15 protein-coding genes and 1 other annotated feature are annotated in these 15316 nt (G+C 38.0%); of the genes, 1 reads left to right on the plus strand and 14 read right to left on the minus strand.

The annotated features are described in order from the left end of the window. Nucleotides 1-15 precede the first annotated feature (15 nt). Nucleotides 16-297: a DUF2624 domain-containing protein gene (locus MHH51_RS13800; protein WP_147209422.1), complete on the plus strand. Its 282-nt coding sequence runs from the start codon at nt 16-18 to the stop codon at nt 295-297. Between the two features lie 61 nt (nt 298-358). On the opposite strand, the gene MHH51_RS13805 is transcribed toward MHH51_RS13800, so the two are convergent. The 14 genes from MHH51_RS13805 to MHH51_RS13870 all read right to left on the minus strand — a co-directional run bounded on the left by MHH51_RS13805 (nt 359) and on the right by MHH51_RS13870 (nt 15178). Then, the gene (locus MHH51_RS13805; protein ID WP_147209423.1) at nt 359-1255 is read right to left on the minus strand and encodes a deoxyribonuclease IV; all 897 of its coding nucleotides are present in this window, start codon (nt 1253-1255) and stop codon (nt 359-361) included. 11 nt (nt 1256-1266) lie between these two features. Then, nucleotides 1267-2580: a DEAD/DEAH box helicase gene (locus tag MHH51_RS13810; RefSeq protein WP_147209424.1), complete on the minus strand. Its 1314-nt coding sequence runs from the start codon at nt 2578-2580 to the stop codon at nt 1267-1269. Nucleotides 2581-2620: 40 nt separating this feature from the next. Then, entirely contained in the window at nt 2621-3739 is a 1119-nt protein-coding gene (locus MHH51_RS13815; protein ID WP_339282328.1) for a Nif3-like dinuclear metal center hexameric protein, read from the minus strand. Next, nucleotides 3720-4454: a class I SAM-dependent methyltransferase gene (locus MHH51_RS13820; RefSeq protein WP_339282329.1), complete on the minus strand. Its 735-nt coding sequence runs from the start codon at nt 4452-4454 to the stop codon at nt 3720-3722. Before MHH51_RS13820 ends, MHH51_RS13815 begins: the two co-directional genes overlap by 20 nt. Before the next feature lie 81 nt (nt 4455-4535). Continuing rightward, the gene (locus MHH51_RS13825) at nt 4536-4934 is read right to left on the minus strand and encodes a cytochrome c (RefSeq protein WP_147209427.1); all 399 of its coding nucleotides are present in this window, start codon (nt 4932-4934) and stop codon (nt 4536-4538) included. An 82-nt stretch (nt 4935-5016) separates the two neighbouring features. Continuing rightward, the gene (locus MHH51_RS13830; RefSeq protein ID WP_339282330.1) at nt 5017-5583 is read right to left on the minus strand and encodes a hypothetical protein; all 567 of its coding nucleotides are present in this window, start codon (nt 5581-5583) and stop codon (nt 5017-5019) included. A 222-nt stretch (nt 5584-5805) separates the two neighbouring features. Beyond that, nucleotides 5806-6921: an RNA polymerase sigma factor RpoD gene (gene rpoD / locus MHH51_RS13835; RefSeq protein ID WP_147209429.1), complete on the minus strand. Its 1116-nt coding sequence runs from the start codon at nt 6919-6921 to the stop codon at nt 5806-5808. 34 nt (nt 6922-6955) lie between these two features. Continuing rightward, the gene (gene dnaG / locus MHH51_RS13840; protein ID WP_339282331.1) at nt 6956-8761 is read right to left on the minus strand and encodes a DNA primase; all 1806 of its coding nucleotides are present in this window, start codon (nt 8759-8761) and stop codon (nt 6956-6958) included. 456 nt (nt 8762-9217) lie between these two features. Beyond that, nucleotides 9218-10027, minus strand: a complete 810-nt coding sequence (locus tag MHH51_RS13845; protein ID WP_147209431.1) for a pyruvate, water dikinase regulatory protein — start codon at nt 10025-10027, stop codon at nt 9218-9220. 29 nt (nt 10028-10056) lie between these two features. Then, nucleotides 10057-10686, minus strand: a complete 630-nt coding sequence (locus MHH51_RS13850) for a helix-turn-helix transcriptional regulator (RefSeq protein WP_147209432.1) — start codon at nt 10684-10686, stop codon at nt 10057-10059. 227 nt (nt 10687-10913) lie between these two features. Further along, a complete protein-coding gene (gene glyS / locus MHH51_RS13855) occupies nt 10914-12989 on the minus strand; it encodes a glycine--tRNA ligase subunit beta (RefSeq protein WP_339282332.1) in 2076 nt (691 codons plus the stop codon). A gap of 1 nt (nt 12990) precedes the next feature. Beyond that, nucleotides 12991-13869, minus strand: a complete 879-nt coding sequence (glyQ, locus tag MHH51_RS13860; RefSeq protein ID WP_147209434.1) for a glycine--tRNA ligase subunit alpha — start codon at nt 13867-13869, stop codon at nt 12991-12993. 97 nt (nt 13870-13966) lie between these two features. Next, nucleotides 13967-14144: a binding site (T-box leader), on the minus strand. A gap of 69 nt (nt 14145-14213) precedes the next feature. Further along, on the minus strand, nt 14214-14957 hold the full coding sequence (recO, locus tag MHH51_RS13865; RefSeq protein WP_147209435.1) for a DNA repair protein RecO: 744 nt from the start codon (nt 14955-14957) through the stop codon (nt 14214-14216). A gap of 59 nt (nt 14958-15016) precedes the next feature. Next, the gene (locus MHH51_RS13870) at nt 15017-15178 is read right to left on the minus strand and encodes a YqzL family protein (RefSeq protein WP_147209436.1); all 162 of its coding nucleotides are present in this window, start codon (nt 15176-15178) and stop codon (nt 15017-15019) included. Between the last annotated feature and the right edge of the window lie 138 nt (nt 15179-15316).

The following is a 15316-nucleotide window of genomic DNA, read 5'->3' on the forward strand; positions in this document are numbered from 1 at the left end:
AAAGGGAGCGGTATTATGTCTTTTTTTATAAAAGAAATGATAAAAAATAAACTTCGTAAATTAACCTCAGGTGAAATCTTACACTACAGCAGCCAATATGGCTTCTCCATAACACCTGCACAAGCTGATCAGATAGTGAACTACTTAAGAGTCTCTTCTCCAAATCCATTTGATCAGGCAGATCGTGACCGCTTTATGGCAGAACTCGCGAAAATTACGGATCAAAAAACAGCACTGGCGGCACAGCAGTTAATGGATGAGGTTATTAAATCATATGGTCTGGAGCATTTATTTTAAAAACATCAAAAAAGATGAGCAATTTTTAATTTGCTCATCTTTTTTGTATTTATAGAGACATTTATTTGCCTTCCATAATTATTTCTTTTAAATTCTCTTGGAAATTTCCTTCACGCAGCATAGCTATTTCATGTTTATATGGTGCTTTCTTATTTTTCTTATCTGTGCCTACATATGGTGTCTCAAGAATTTTAGGCAGGTTACTAAGCTGTGGATGATGAACAACTTTGTGAAGCGCATCAAATCCGATATAACCAAAACCGATGTTTTCGTGACGGTCTTTATGTGCCCCACGGTCATTTTTACTGTCATTTACATGCACAACTTTCAGCCGGTCTAAACCGACAATTTTATCAAAAGTGTTCAATACACCATCGAAATCATTTACAACATCATAGCCTGCATCGTGAATATGACAGGTATCCATACAAATAGAAAGGTGTTCATTATGCGTCACACCATTAATAATTTCAGCCAGCTCCTCAAATGTACGTCCCATTTCAGAGCCTTTTCCAGCCATTGTTTCTAGAGCAATTTGAACATCATTTTTTTGTTCAAGCACTTCATTTAATCCTTCAATAATTTTAGGGATGCCTTTGTCTGGGCCTTCACCGACATGAGCTCCCGGGTGAAGAACAATTTGTTTCGCCCCCAGAGCCTCTGTACGCTCGATTTCACTCCGCAGAAAATTAACACCCAATTCAAATGTCTCTGGCTTCACGGTGTTACCAATGTTAATAATGTATGGCGCATGAACAACGATATCAGATATTCCATTGGACTCCATATGCGCCAAGCCTGCTTCGATATTTAATTCTTCAATAGGCTTTCTTCTTGTGTTCTGCGGTGCACCTGTATAGATCATAAATGTATTTGCACCGTATGAAGCAGCCTCTTCACTGGAGCCTAATAACATTTTTTTACCATTCATAGAAACATGAGAACCTATTTTCACCATATTTATTCCTCCTAACGCTTTTTCCTTCTTTGTTCTTTTGTCAGTTGTCTTTTAATTTGCTGTTGCTGCTGCTTCTGCTTTTTCTTGTAACCCGGTTTTACTTTCTTAGCTTTTCTTACCTGCTTCCAGGCTTCCCGATCTGTACTTGTATCTTCGGTTTTACGGCGCTGTCTCGCATTCCAGGATTTATCCTCTATCCATTCTCCCTGCTTCACCTCTACATAAGAGAATTCCAAGCCTTTTTGTTCCAATTTTTCAATTAAAGGGGCATCATTTTCTGTATATATACTGATAGCTGTCCCCTCTAAGCCGGCACGGGCTGTTCTGCCGACACGATGAATATAGAAATGCTCTTCTTTTGGAAGCTGTGCATTAATGACATGACTTACTCCCTTGATATCGATTCCCCGTGAAGCCAGATCAGTTGCAACTACATATTGATAACGCAGCTGCTGTATCTCTTTCAGGACACGTTTTCTTTCTCTTGGAGTTAAACCGCCATGAATGACACCAGCAGATAACCCGTATCCCTCAAGCACCTCTGCTAATTCATTTGCTTGTTGCTTGCCATTGGTAAAAATCAGCGCTAAATAAGGATGAATCGTCTGAGAAATTTCCCAAATAACCTTTGCCTCATCGCGATGTTTCTTCCGAATCAGACGATGCTCCATTGTCTCTGGAGAAAAATGCTCTTCTATTTTAATATACTCTGGATTTCTCAAATATTTTTTGAAGAAATGCTGCAGTCTTTGAGGAATTGTTGCTGAGAAAACAAGCAGCTGTATTTCCTGTTTCGAGCGTACTAATAATTGATCAACTTCCTCAATAAAGCCTAGATCAAGCATTAAGTCTGCCTCATCAATAACAAAGGTTTCCGCGCTATATATAGACAATGCTCCATCCTTTACTAAATCTAATATTCTTCCAGGAGTACCTACCACAATCATTGGAGGCGTTTTTAATTTTTCAACCACTTTTTGTTTATCTGTGCCGCCCACAAGCAGCTTTGCTGTCCATTTTTCCGTCTTATCAGCAATAGTAATGATTTTTCTTACTTCGTTATACAGCTGTGTTGCCAGCTCTCTCGTTGGTGCAGTAATAACAAACTGGACTTTTTTTTGATTTTCATCCAGGTTTTGAAACAATGGTAATAAAAAAGCGTGAGATTTACCTGAACCTGTTCTGGATTGGCCAATAACACTTTTGCCATCCAGAATAGAAGGAATCACTCGTTCCTGAATCTCTGTCGGTTTTCTAAATTCCAGCTCTTGAATAATATTTTGCATCGTGCTATCCAGGGATAATTCTGCAAATGTTTTTTCCATTTGTTTCCCTCCTTGTAATCTATTTTTAGAACTTCCTCTTTTATACAAATACGAACGGATCTGTATTTACTTCAGATACATAAACCTTCGACTGGAATGCAGGAATTTCCTGTATCAGCTTATTCTGTGTTGCTGTTTTCATAATCTTCTCGATATAGTGCCCGGCATCGATAACTGTCAGCCCCATCTGCTCCGCATCTTGAGCAGCGTGAAATGTCATATCTCCTGTAATATAAACATCTGCTTTTTTCCTGAGTGCATGACTGACATATTTCTCTCCGCTGCCGCCTAAAACAGCAACTCTTTTTACATTCTTTTCTATATTACCAGAAACACGCACTTGAGGCATATCTAAATTCTTTTTGACGGTGTGAATAAATTCTTTCATCGATACAGATTCATCTAAACTACCAAAGCGTCCAATTCCTACTGATTGTCCTTTATTTTCCAATGGATAAATATCATAGGCAGGCTCTTCATAAGGATGAGCAGAAATAATTGCATCAATAACCTTTGAAAGATTTCTCTTAGGCACAACAGTTTCCAGCTTTTTCTCATCTACATAGGCTAACTCATTCTTCTCACCAATATACGGGGTTGACCCTTCTAATGGCTGAAATGTGCCCTGTCCGGGACTTTGGAAGGTACAATGGCTGTAATTACCTATTTGACCGGCTCCGCCTTCATTCAGGGCACTACGTAACTCCAGCACATGAGAATCCGGAACAAAAACAATTATTTTAAATAGTGCCTCCTGGTCCAGAATTTCCAAAGGCTCCCTATTTTTCAAACCAACTGCTTCACCTAATAAATCATTTACGCCGCCTTCTGCTACATCTAAATTGGTGTGCGCAGCAAAGACAGTAATATCATTCTTTAAAAGTTTTTGGACAACCTTCCCCTTAGGATGATCAACATTTATTTGCTTTAAAGGCTGAAACAATAAGGGGTGATGCGCAATAATCAGATTAGCCTGTTTCTCGATCGCCTCATCAACTACTTCCTCTGTAACATCCAGTGTAACCAGAATATGAGAGGTTGAATCGTGGAACCGTCCTACCTGTAAACCAATATTGTCCCAATGATAGGCAAGACTTCTTGGTGCCCAACCGTCCATTATTTGAAAAAAATCAGCATGTTTAAGTGTTTGTTTCTTCATGATGAAGCCCCTCCTTAATCCAGTGTAATTCTGTTTGGAATGCAGATATTTTCTCATGATTTACTTGCTTCGCCTGTTGCATTTGAGAAATAATTCTTTTCAGATTAGCTTCCTCCAGTGTCCATTTTTTTATAAAAGCATTATTCTTTTCATTTAATAAATATGGTCCTAATAAAAGCTGTTTATCCTTTATCTGCTGATTATCGTTATATGGTGATGAAACACCCGTATTACGGTCAGCAACAAGAATTTCATAAATATGCCCTTGCTCGTCCACTATTTCCTCTGCAATCAATATAAAATCATTTTGGTTCAACCATTGTCTGACCGCTCTCGCATCGACATTAGGCTGAGCAATAATCCTTCCAGCAGATTTAGCTATAACCGGATTCTTTTCCAAAATGGAAGTAATTAATGATCCGCCCATCCCTGCAATTACAATTTGTTGAGCTTCCCCTTCTTTTAAAACAGCTAGACCGTCTCCTAATCGGACATCAATCCGCTCTTTTAATTGATGCAATTGAATTGTTTTTTTTGCGCTTTCTAACGGCCCCTGGTTCACTTCTCCGGCAATAGCTCGTGCTGTCTTATCTCTCAGGCAGACATAGGCAGGCAGATACGCATGGTCAGATCCGATATCTGCAAAATTAGCACCTTGCGGCAGGTAATCAGCAATCAGCTTTAAACGGTTCGAAAGCGGAATATTTTGGTTCATTACGTTTTCTCCTTTATTTCTGCAATAAGAAAAGCTTTCTGTACGAATCAGAAAGCTTTCATTCATTTCTTCCATTATATATTATTGATGCTCACTTAACCACTCAGTAAGTGCGTCTAAATCATCGCCCTGAAGCTGAGGGAAGGCTGGCATACCTGCATCGGTTCCGTTCTCAACGATTTCAGCAATTTCTTCCTGTGAATACTTGCTGCCGATTTCTGTTAAATCAGGCGCAGGACCACTTGCTAAATCTTGACCGTGACAGCTGGAACAATTCGTTTGGAATACTTCTTCTCCAGCGTCAGCGCTGGTTGACTCTCCGCCCTCTTCCCCTTCTGTTTGTTCGGTTGCTTCCTCACCATTCTCTTCTGCATTTTGAATTGCTTGTCTCTGATCAATACCAATCACTGAAATAATAATGACTGCAATAAGCCCTAGCCCGGCAATAATAGCATATGGTATAACCGGATTCTTTTTCATTTCGCTTCCTCCTTATGTAACACAAATATTATAAAATTAATACTATCATTAGTTTACTCGATATCTAAAAAATTTTAAAGGTTTATCCAATATATTTAAAAAAAACGACATAAGTTATTACAGCAATAATCAGGATAGCTCCAACATACTTAAATACAGGCAGCTTTTTCAAATATCCAAAAATAATCCAGCCACATCCATTTAAGATAATAGCAAAATTAATATAATTTCCTAACCCGGCAGCGTCAGCTATAAAGACAGATAACTGCAGGATATATAAAAACTGAATAAATATAAATAAATAACGGTACCGTTTTGAAATATTCGCCCGGTTTTTTGAATAAAAGAAATAATTTATAATTAACGTAACACTCAAAATACCAGACGTAATATACCAAAATGAATGGAAATAATAATCCAAAGAGATAACGCTTACTAAAATGAATAAAATAAAAGCGAAATGGATTTTTTTCCATACGGATAAAGAAACATCCTGCTTTCTTAAATCACTTTGATTCGGGATTTCAATTTCCCCGCCTTTTGTATATAATGCGAGTAAAAAATCACATTGCTCTTCCGGCAATAAACGATTTTCTTTCCATTTTAATATCTCTTGGATAATCAATTGATTTTTTTCTTGATTATTCATATTTTCACCTGTATCTTTAGCTTAATTATTTACCAAAAGATAACTATCAATAATAAGGGGACTTTCCTTATCTAAAAATCACTACTCAATAAATAGCCGTTTTAGCTTTTTTACAACTTAATACACATAATAACTGGAATATGCAAGCAACTTACGTCTAACTTGCACATTCCAGTCTGCTGGCAGGTATAAAGCCTGTGATAGCCAGGTTCTATTTTAAGCTTAATCAAGAAAATCCTTCAATCGTTTGCTTCGGCTCGGGTGTCTTAATTTACGCAATGCTTTTGCTTCAATCTGTCTGATACGTTCTCTGGTTACACCAAATACTTTTCCTACTTCTTCAAGCGTTCTTGTTCTTCCATCATCTAATCCAAAGCGCAGACGAAGTACATTTTCTTCTCTGTCTGTCAAAGTATCCAATACGTCCTCCAGCTGTTCTTTTAATAACTCATAAGCAGCATGATCTGATGGAGAAACAGCTTCCTGGTCTTCGATAAAATCGCCTAAATGGGAATCATCTTCTTCCCCGATCGGCGTCTCTAAAGATACGGGTTCTTGAGCAATTTTTAGAATATCCCGGACTTTGTCTGGACTTAGCTCCATTTCCTCACCAATCTCTTCTGGAGTCGGTTCCCGTCCTAAATCCTGAAGTAAGGAACGCTGCACACGAATTAATTTATTAATGGTTTCCACCATATGAACTGGAATACGAATCGTACGCGCCTGGTCGGCGATGGCACGTGTAATTGCTTGTCTAATCCACCAGGTTGCATAGGTACTGAATTTAAAGCCTTTGCGATAATCAAACTTTTCAACTGCTTTAATCAGACCCATATTTCCTTCTTGAATTAAATCTAAGAAAAGCATTCCCCGTCCAACATAACGTTTTGCGATACTGACAACAAGACGGAGATTGGCTTCAGCTAATCTTCTTTTAGCCTCAATATCTCCTTCTTCAATTCGGGAAGCAAGTTCAATTTCTTCTGCTGCAGAAAGTAAATCTACTCTGCCAATTTCTTTCAAATACATACGAACTGGATCATTAATCTTAATCCCTAATGGTACACTAAGGTCATTAAGATTAATTTCTTCCTCTTTTGCGATTTTCTGCATTTCGGGGTCATCCTCAGACTCACCTAGCACATCGACACCCTGTTCTTCCAGGTACTCATAAAATTCATCCATTTGTTCGGGTTCCATGTCAAAATTAGATAAACCATCAGCCACTTCTTCATAAGCAAGCGTACCACGCTTCTTACCCATGTCTACTAATTTTTCTTTTGCTTGCTCTAATGTTAGTTCGGTTTCTTTCATGTGCGAAGGTTTTTGCTCGGCCATGAGTCCCCCTCCTTCCAAATTGTTGAATTAATTTTCATTTTTCTTGCTTCTGCAGCTGAATCAGCTCCATTGCCAAACGCGCAGCTTCTAAAGGATCATTTTCCCGCTCCGCTTTCTTTTGCTGCTCTTTTAAGGTCTTTTTTGTTTGACTTTGATTAGCCTCCCGATGAATCATTCGTAAATAATCATCAATTTCTTCTTCTGTGCTGTTTTGCACATCACTGGACAAAGCTAATTCAATAACTTGATTCTTCAAATGTTCATCAGACAGTCTCTCCATAAATAAACTGATATCTGGTGCATTACCTTCTTCATAAAATGCATATAAATGTGTTGCCACAATTTTATGGTCATTTACATTAAATCCTGCTCCAAGTTCATATTGTACTTTTTCAGCTATATACGCATCCTGAAGCATGTAGGATAAAATTCTTTTTTCAGCATTAACATAGGCCGGATACAATTTTTTTTTATTTACAGATACATATTGATTAGTATAACTCTTATTACTTTGATTATCCTTAGCAGCAGGAACTCTTTTGTCATACTGTGTCAGCTGACTCATCAAGGTTTCTACAGACAAGTCAAATTCCTTGTGCAGTTCATGAATATAATATTCCCGTTCCAATGCACTCTCAATCATGGAAAGTTCCTTTAAAATACGCTCGATATATTCAATACGCTCACTTTCAACCTGCAGGTTAAAGTGTCTGCGCTGATAGCGCATAAAGAAACTCATATAGCTGTCACTTGTCCGTATAACTCTTTCCCTGAAAGCTTCCCCGCCGTGTTGTTGGATGTAGCTGTCCGGATCCTCTTTTGCGTCCAAATTTGCAATTCGGACATCACAGCCTATCGACCGCAATAAAAGCGATGCTTTATAACGGGCCTCTATTCCTGCACTATCACCGTCATAACAAATAATCACTGTATCAACATATCGGTTCAAAAGCTTTGCCTGTGTTTCTGTCAATGCAGTTCCCATTGTAGCTACAACATTCTTAACGCCGGCTTGATAAGCTGAAATAACATCCATATAACCTTCCATTAAAATAGCTTCATTTTCTTTTCTGATGTGGCGCTTTGCCAAATCAAAATTATATAAAAGTTTACTTTTTTGAAAAAGCTCACCTTCTGAACTATTTAAATATTTAGGACCGCCATCACCTGTCAATGACCTGCCGCCAAAACCGACAGTACGCCCAAGCGCATTCCGTATAGGGAAAATTACTCTGCCGCGAAAACGGTCAATTACTTCATTATTGTCATTCCCTGCCAAAATGCCGCTCTTTAAAAGCATCGGCTTGGTATACCCTTTCTGCGTAAGAAACTTCGCAGTGAAATCACGCTTATTAGGAGCGTAACCAATTTGGAATTCTTCCAATGTCTCCTTTGTAATCCCGCGGCTTTTTAGATACTCTAACCCATCCTTCCCATCTTTTTGGTACTTTATTAGGTGATGGTATAATTTTGTCAGCCATTCATACGCGGAGAGCATCTGCTCTGTTTCCTCAGACAAGGATGATTCCTTTTTAATTGATGTTGTCGGTAATTCTACCCCGCTGCGATCAGCCAAGTGTTTCAGTGCCTCATAAAATGTGAAATTTTCCATTTCCATCAAAAACGAAAATACATTTCCTCCTTTTCCGCAGCCAAAGCAGCGAAAAATCTGTTTCTCTTGTGTGACCGAAAAGGAAGGCGTATTTTCACCATGAAAAGGACACAGGCCAAAATAGTTTTTACCTTGTTTTTTTAATTGAATATACTCTCCAATGACATCGACAATATCATTGGATTTTTTCACTTCTTCAATAATTGGTTCGGGTATTTGATTAGCCATTGTTACCACCAACTATTCTAAATTTTTCTTAGAGAGATTGTTCAAAATCCTCCTTTTTTAACTAGTGCTGCTTTATTATTCATTATTCGACATATTTTTTTCTTATACTCAAAAAAAATAGCCTTAACATAGTTTCTACAAAGGATACACAGAATCCTTCTTTTTTAGAGCAAATTATGATTAAAATTGCATTTTATATAAATCTGCTCATACGATTTACCATTATAATATATTTTTTAATAGATTTCTATTAATTTGTTTATAAAACTATTGAAAGAAGAAAAACATTCCGTTAGAGCAGTGTACAGAATGCTTTTCACACAATTTGCGTCTAATATTATTTGCTGCAATGTACCATTTTACTTTCTGACAGACTTTGAAGATATTAATATATGAAGTAAAAAAATATCAGGAAGTTTAATGCATTATTTTTACTGTTCTTCTTGAATAACTTTATTAATTTCTGCCTTGCCACATACGAATAATCTGATTAGCTGTTTCCTCCACTGCTTTGTGAGAAACATCAATGACAGGACAGCCTATTTTTTCAACAACTTCATTAAAAAATTCTAATTCCTGCTCAATCCTGCTTACATTTGCATAAGTTGCCTGGTCACCGAGTCCAAGAGCTTTTAAGCGCTCTTTTCGAATTCCATTCAGTTTTTCTGAGGATATGCGCAAGCCAATACATTTTTTGGGGTCAACCATCATAAGCTCTTCCGGCGGATCCACTTCCGGAACAATTGGAACATTCGCCACTTTAAATCGTTTGTGCGCCAGGAATTGAGAGAGCGGAGTTTTAGATGTTCTGGAAACACCGATTAATACAATATCTGCACGGGTAATTCCTCTTGTATCTCTTCCATCATCATACTTTACAGCAAACTCTATGGCTTCAATCTTCTTAAAATAATCTTCGTCTAATTTATGGACAAGGCCGGCTTCCAATCGCGGTTCATCGCTGAAAACCCGCTCCATTGCTTCCATGATAGGACCCATTATATCAACTGCTTCAATATCTATTTCTTTAGCACGTTTGTTTAAATAAGCACGTAATTCTGGATTAACAAGTGTAAAACCGATAAGATTTGAATTTAATTTTGCCTGTTGCAAGAATTCATCAATGGTTTCCTTATCTTCCACATATGGGATACGCTGTATTTTATAATCCCCGTTTTTAAATTGGCTTAAGCCGGCTTTAATTACCAATTCAGCCGTTTCCCCAACAGAATCAGATAACACATAAATAATTTTCTGCGCAGTCATCACGACACCCTCTCCCAGTTTCTTAAAACTTAAATTTTATCTTCAATGGTTAACTCAACCAGCAGTTTTGTCATCGTTGTTTTTGTAATTCGGCCAATTATCTCAAGGCCATTTTTTGTATCTTTTACAACGGGGACGCCGTCAATTTGTCTCGATATCAGCTGATGAGCTACATCGATAAGCAGGTCATTTTTACGGCATACTGTAATATTCGGCATTCTTGTCATTATAATTGGTACCGGTATCGAGCTTAAATCCTGCCTTCCCATGCTTGCACGTAATAAGTCTTTCCTGGAAAGGACACCAACCAGACATGCATTTTCATCCACAACAAACAGGGTACCAACATCTTCTAAGAACATAGTCGATATAGCATCATATACAGACACCTTTTCATTTACGGCAACCGGGACCTGCTGAAATTCATGAACCTTGTACCGTTTTATTTTTTCTGTTAATAATTCTGATCCTGTTTTACCCGTATAAAAGTAGCCTACACGAGGACGTGCATCTAAAAAACCAGCCATTGTCAGAATAGCTAAATCCGGTCTCAATGTAGCCCGGGTTAGTGTAAGCCGCTCTGCTATGTGCTCTCCCGTGATAGGACCGTCTGCTTTTACTATTTCTATAATCTGCTGTTGCCTTTTCGATAAGTCCACTTTTTCACCACCTATACTGCTGCATTATTTGCAAATGAATATTATAAATAGTATTACTTAAGGGCATAAAAATTGGTATACATAAAGGATAACGTACCATGATTCCTTAATATTTTTAGAACATGGTACGTTATTATAATTCGACTTTATTCACTAAAATTCCTTTTTTAAGAGAGAAAACCTTTTTTATTATATTTTTCCTTGTTTATAAGACCGTTATAATCCATTTATGCGTGCTGTTTCCATGCTATTTTCCGTAAGTCTGCATATTGCAAGATTAGCACAGAAAGCTCATGGATGATAGAAAGACGGTTTTTTCTTACTTCTTCATTATCGTCCATAATCATATTATGATCAAAGAACGCATGGATATCACCTGCAAGGTCGGCAAGCAGCTGCAATGCTTCCTCACTTTTTTGGGCTTCTAAATATTCTGCGTAAGTTGATTTTACTGCTGCTACAGATTCATGTAATTCTTTTTCTGATTCTGTTTGGAAGAGGTTAGGATTTACCTTATAATCCGTATCCTCTACCTTGTTTTCCAAGTTCAACACACGAACAAGTGCCTCCTGAGAGGTCTTAAAATGATCATCTGCTTTTTTCTCAGCTAAAACATGTGCTTTTTCCACTGCAACATGAAATATACCTAATTGATTATCTACGACAGCATGGATTATATCTGTTTCAATATTTTCTTCACGCATTAAATACTCCGCACGGGAAGCGAAAAACGCCAGCAAGTCATCGTTAGAAGAAGCGTTTATTGTTAAACCGGCATTCTCTAATACAGATAAAGTATACTCAATTAGTGATTCTATGGTTAAATCCCAATTTTGATCCTTCAATATACGCAGGATGCCCATTGCCTGCCTTCTTAAGCCATATGGATCCTGGGAACCGCTCGGGATAAGACCAACACTGATACATCCGGCAATTGTATCTATTTTATCCGCGATACTTAATACTGCACCGACTGTCGTGGCAGGAAGCTCACCATGGGACTGCTTCGGCAGATAATGCTCGCGGATAGCTTGAGAAACCTCTTTAGCTTCTCCAAAGTAAGCAGCATATTTCTCACCCATAACGCCCTGCAGCTCTGTAAATTCATTTACCATATTGGTCATCAGATCAAACTTACTGATTTCAGCTGCACGAACAACTTCTTTAAGCTCTTTTAAGGAAAGCTCCTCTGCTAAATGCTTAGCAATTGTTTTAACACGATTAACCTTCTCGGTATACGTACCAAGCTTCTCCTGGAATATAACCCTGGTGAGTTTTTCCTGGAAGAAATCAATCGAAAGCTTTTTATCTTCTTCGAAAAAGAATTCTGCATCCGCAAGACGGGCACGAAGAACCTTCTCATTTCCCCGGATTACTGTTTCCAGCTCATAATCATCACCGTTTCTCACGCCGACAAACTTAGGAAGCAGTTCACCACCCTGCTCTACAGGAAAATAACGTTGATGCTCGGCCATAGATGTAATCAGAACTTCATTTGGCAATGCTAAGAAAGAGGTAGAAAAGCTGCCCACAAAGGCTGTCGGATATTCCACAAGATTTCTTACTTCATTTAATAGATCTTTATCAACAGGAATTTGGAAATCATTTTTCTCTTGTAAAGCACCAAGCTGCTTCACAATTTTAGCCTCGCGTTTTTTAGCATCAGCAATTACATAATTATCGTTTAGCAATTGCTCATATTGTTTCGGTTCATCTATTGTAAGCTTACCACTGAGGAAACGATGTCCATATGTGAAATTGCTTGTTTTCACATGAGCTATTTCAAATGGGATCACTTCATTACCGTAAAGCGCAGCCAGCCAGCGGATTGGCCGTGCATAACGCAATGTTTCATTTGCCCAGCGCATATTTTTACCAAATGTAATCGACTCAATAATATCCTTAAATTCCGGAAGTAAGGATTGCACAGACTTTCCTTCAATATATTTTTTTACATAAATATAAGAAGTTCCCTTCACTTCTTTAATATAAATATCATCCGTTGTTTTTCCCTGTCCCCGGGTAAATCCTTCCGCTGCTTTTGTCCAATTATCCTGGTCATCCTTAGCAATCTTTAAGGCAGGTCCTTTTGCCTCTTCTTCGATAGATGCCTGACTCTCAGCTACTTCTTCTATAAGGACAGCTAATCTGCGCGGTGTTGAGAAAGAAACTGCAGATGCGTAGGAAATACGTTGTTCATCCAGCCATTTTATTGTTTTATCTAAAAATTGAGCTTCTGCATCGTCTATGAAGCGAGCCGGCAGCTCCTCTAATCCAATTTCAATTAATACATCCTGTGCCATTTTAGTTCCCCTCCTTTTTCAACATTGGAAAGCCTAATTTTTCACGCTCTTGTACATAAATCTTTGAAATGCTGCGGGCCAAATTACGAATCCGGCTAATGTAACCTGTTCTTTCTGTTACAGAAATAACACCTTTAGCATCCAGAAGATTGAATGTATGTGAGCATTTTAAAACGTAGTCGTATGCAGGGAAGACGAGCCCTTTTTCCATCGTTGTTTTTGCTTCCTGTTCATATTTTGTAAATAAATCAAATAACATATCTGTATTTGATGTTTCAAATGTATAGACAGAATGCTCATACTCCGGCTGATAGAAAATATCTCGAAGTGTCACGCCATTATTCCACTCTAAATCAAATACATTTTCTTTATCTTGAATATACGAAGCGAGCCGTTCTATCCCATATGTTAATTCAACAGTTACCGGGTTGGCTTCTAAACCGCCAATCTGTTGGAAATAAGTAAATTGTGTGATTTCCATACCATCTAACCATACTTCCCAGCCAAGACCGGCAGCTCCTAACGTCGGGTTCTCCCAATTATCCTCCACAAAACGGATATCATGCTTGAGTGGATCAATCCCCAGCTTTTTCAAAGACCCTAAATACAGTTCTTGAATATTTGACGGAGAAGGTTTCATAATAACCTGGAACTGATGATGCTGATACAGTCGATTCGGATTTTTTCCGTATCTGCCATCAGCCGGCCGTCTGGAAGGTTCTACATAGGCAACATTCCATGGTTCTGGCCCCAAGCTTCGCAGCAGCGTCATCGGAGACATCGTTCCAGCACCTTTTTCTGTATCATATGCCTGCATTAAGATACAATTTTGTTCTGACCAATGATTTTGTAAAGTTAAGATCATTTCTTGAATATTCATTTACTCCACTCCTTTAATGGATAAGAAATTTACATCGTATTTCACGTTCAGCAGAACCAATAAGAAAAGCCGTCCCTATGTCTGCTTTAATGACAGACATAGGGACGGCTTAAAACCGCGGTTCCACCCTATTTGCTCTTGTTTTATAAGAGCCTCTTTTCATTGTTGTTACTCCGAAGCTCCTTCCTGAAGTCTCTATATACCTGGCTCGCACCATTTCCAGGCTCGCTTTTTACAGACAATACTTCAGTACTTTTCTTCATCATCGTAACGACTATTTCATAACATTTATACTTAAGATATATGTACAAATCATACTCTATCCGTCCTTGACTTGTCAATTATTACTTAAATAAATCCAGCTGATCCAAAAACTTTCGCGACTTTATGAAATATCCTCCATAACGATCATAATAAGCTTTTAAAATGGCCTGGAACATTTTCACGTTTTCTGGTTTCATTTGGATGGATCCGATACGTTCTAATTCTACCTCGGAGAACAGATATAGAATCCTGGCCAATTTTGGAGAAAGTTCTATTGCTTCCGGATCCAAATGGCGGCATTTAGGACATAAAAAACCGCCCTCCACGACAGAAAACACAAAAGGCTGCTGCACCGACCCACAATTTATACATTGATTTAAGAGTGGGGCAAACCCAGCTTTTTTATAAAGTTTTAATTCATACATCATTATTGGAATTTCAGCCTGATCATTCTCTTCAATCCACTTTACTGTTTGTTGAAATTGTCCAAATATGTACGGATCTATATTTTGATTTTCCAAAAGCTTATCTGTAAGCTCTGCAACATAGGAACAATAAGCTGTTTTCACGAAATCTTCGCGTATTTTGCGATGTGAGTTTAATAATTCTCCTTGCTGTATTGTACTCAATCCGCTTCCAAGATAAACAAAAAAACGGGCAAAAACGAATGGCTGAGTAACAGCAGCCATTCGACTTTTTGGTTTTTTTGCCCCTTTTGCCAAAGCTTGGAACTTCCCAAACTTTCCGCTGTAAATTGTCACTAATTTATGTGTTTCACCATAATCTTTTGTTTTTAATACGATACCATCTATCTGTTCCAGCACTCTAAATCACCCGGCCTCACTTTGTTTTGAACAGAAAAATCATCGTTATATCTCTGTGGTTAAACAGATGGTAAATCTAAACTCCCAGTCATAGAAGATCGGGTCTGTTCTTTTTGTTTCACTTCCGGGTTTAATTCTCCTTGCTGCTCTAATTCTTTTAATAATAAATAGGTTTCAATGTTTCCTGTTTGACAAAACAAATACCATGTTGCATCTAGCACAAGAAACCCCCGCCTTTCAAATTATTTTTTGCTAAGACTAAAGCAATTACTTAAAAAATACCCTGTTATTAACTTCCCGCTTCTTTTATAGGTTGGTTCGATTTGAACATTTCATGAGTATAAAAAATTACCATCTTT

It is taken from the genome of Oceanobacillus sp. FSL K6-3682 (assembly GCF_037976165.1).
GTDB lineage: Bacteria > Bacillota > Bacilli > Bacillales > Amphibacillaceae > Oceanobacillus > Oceanobacillus sojae.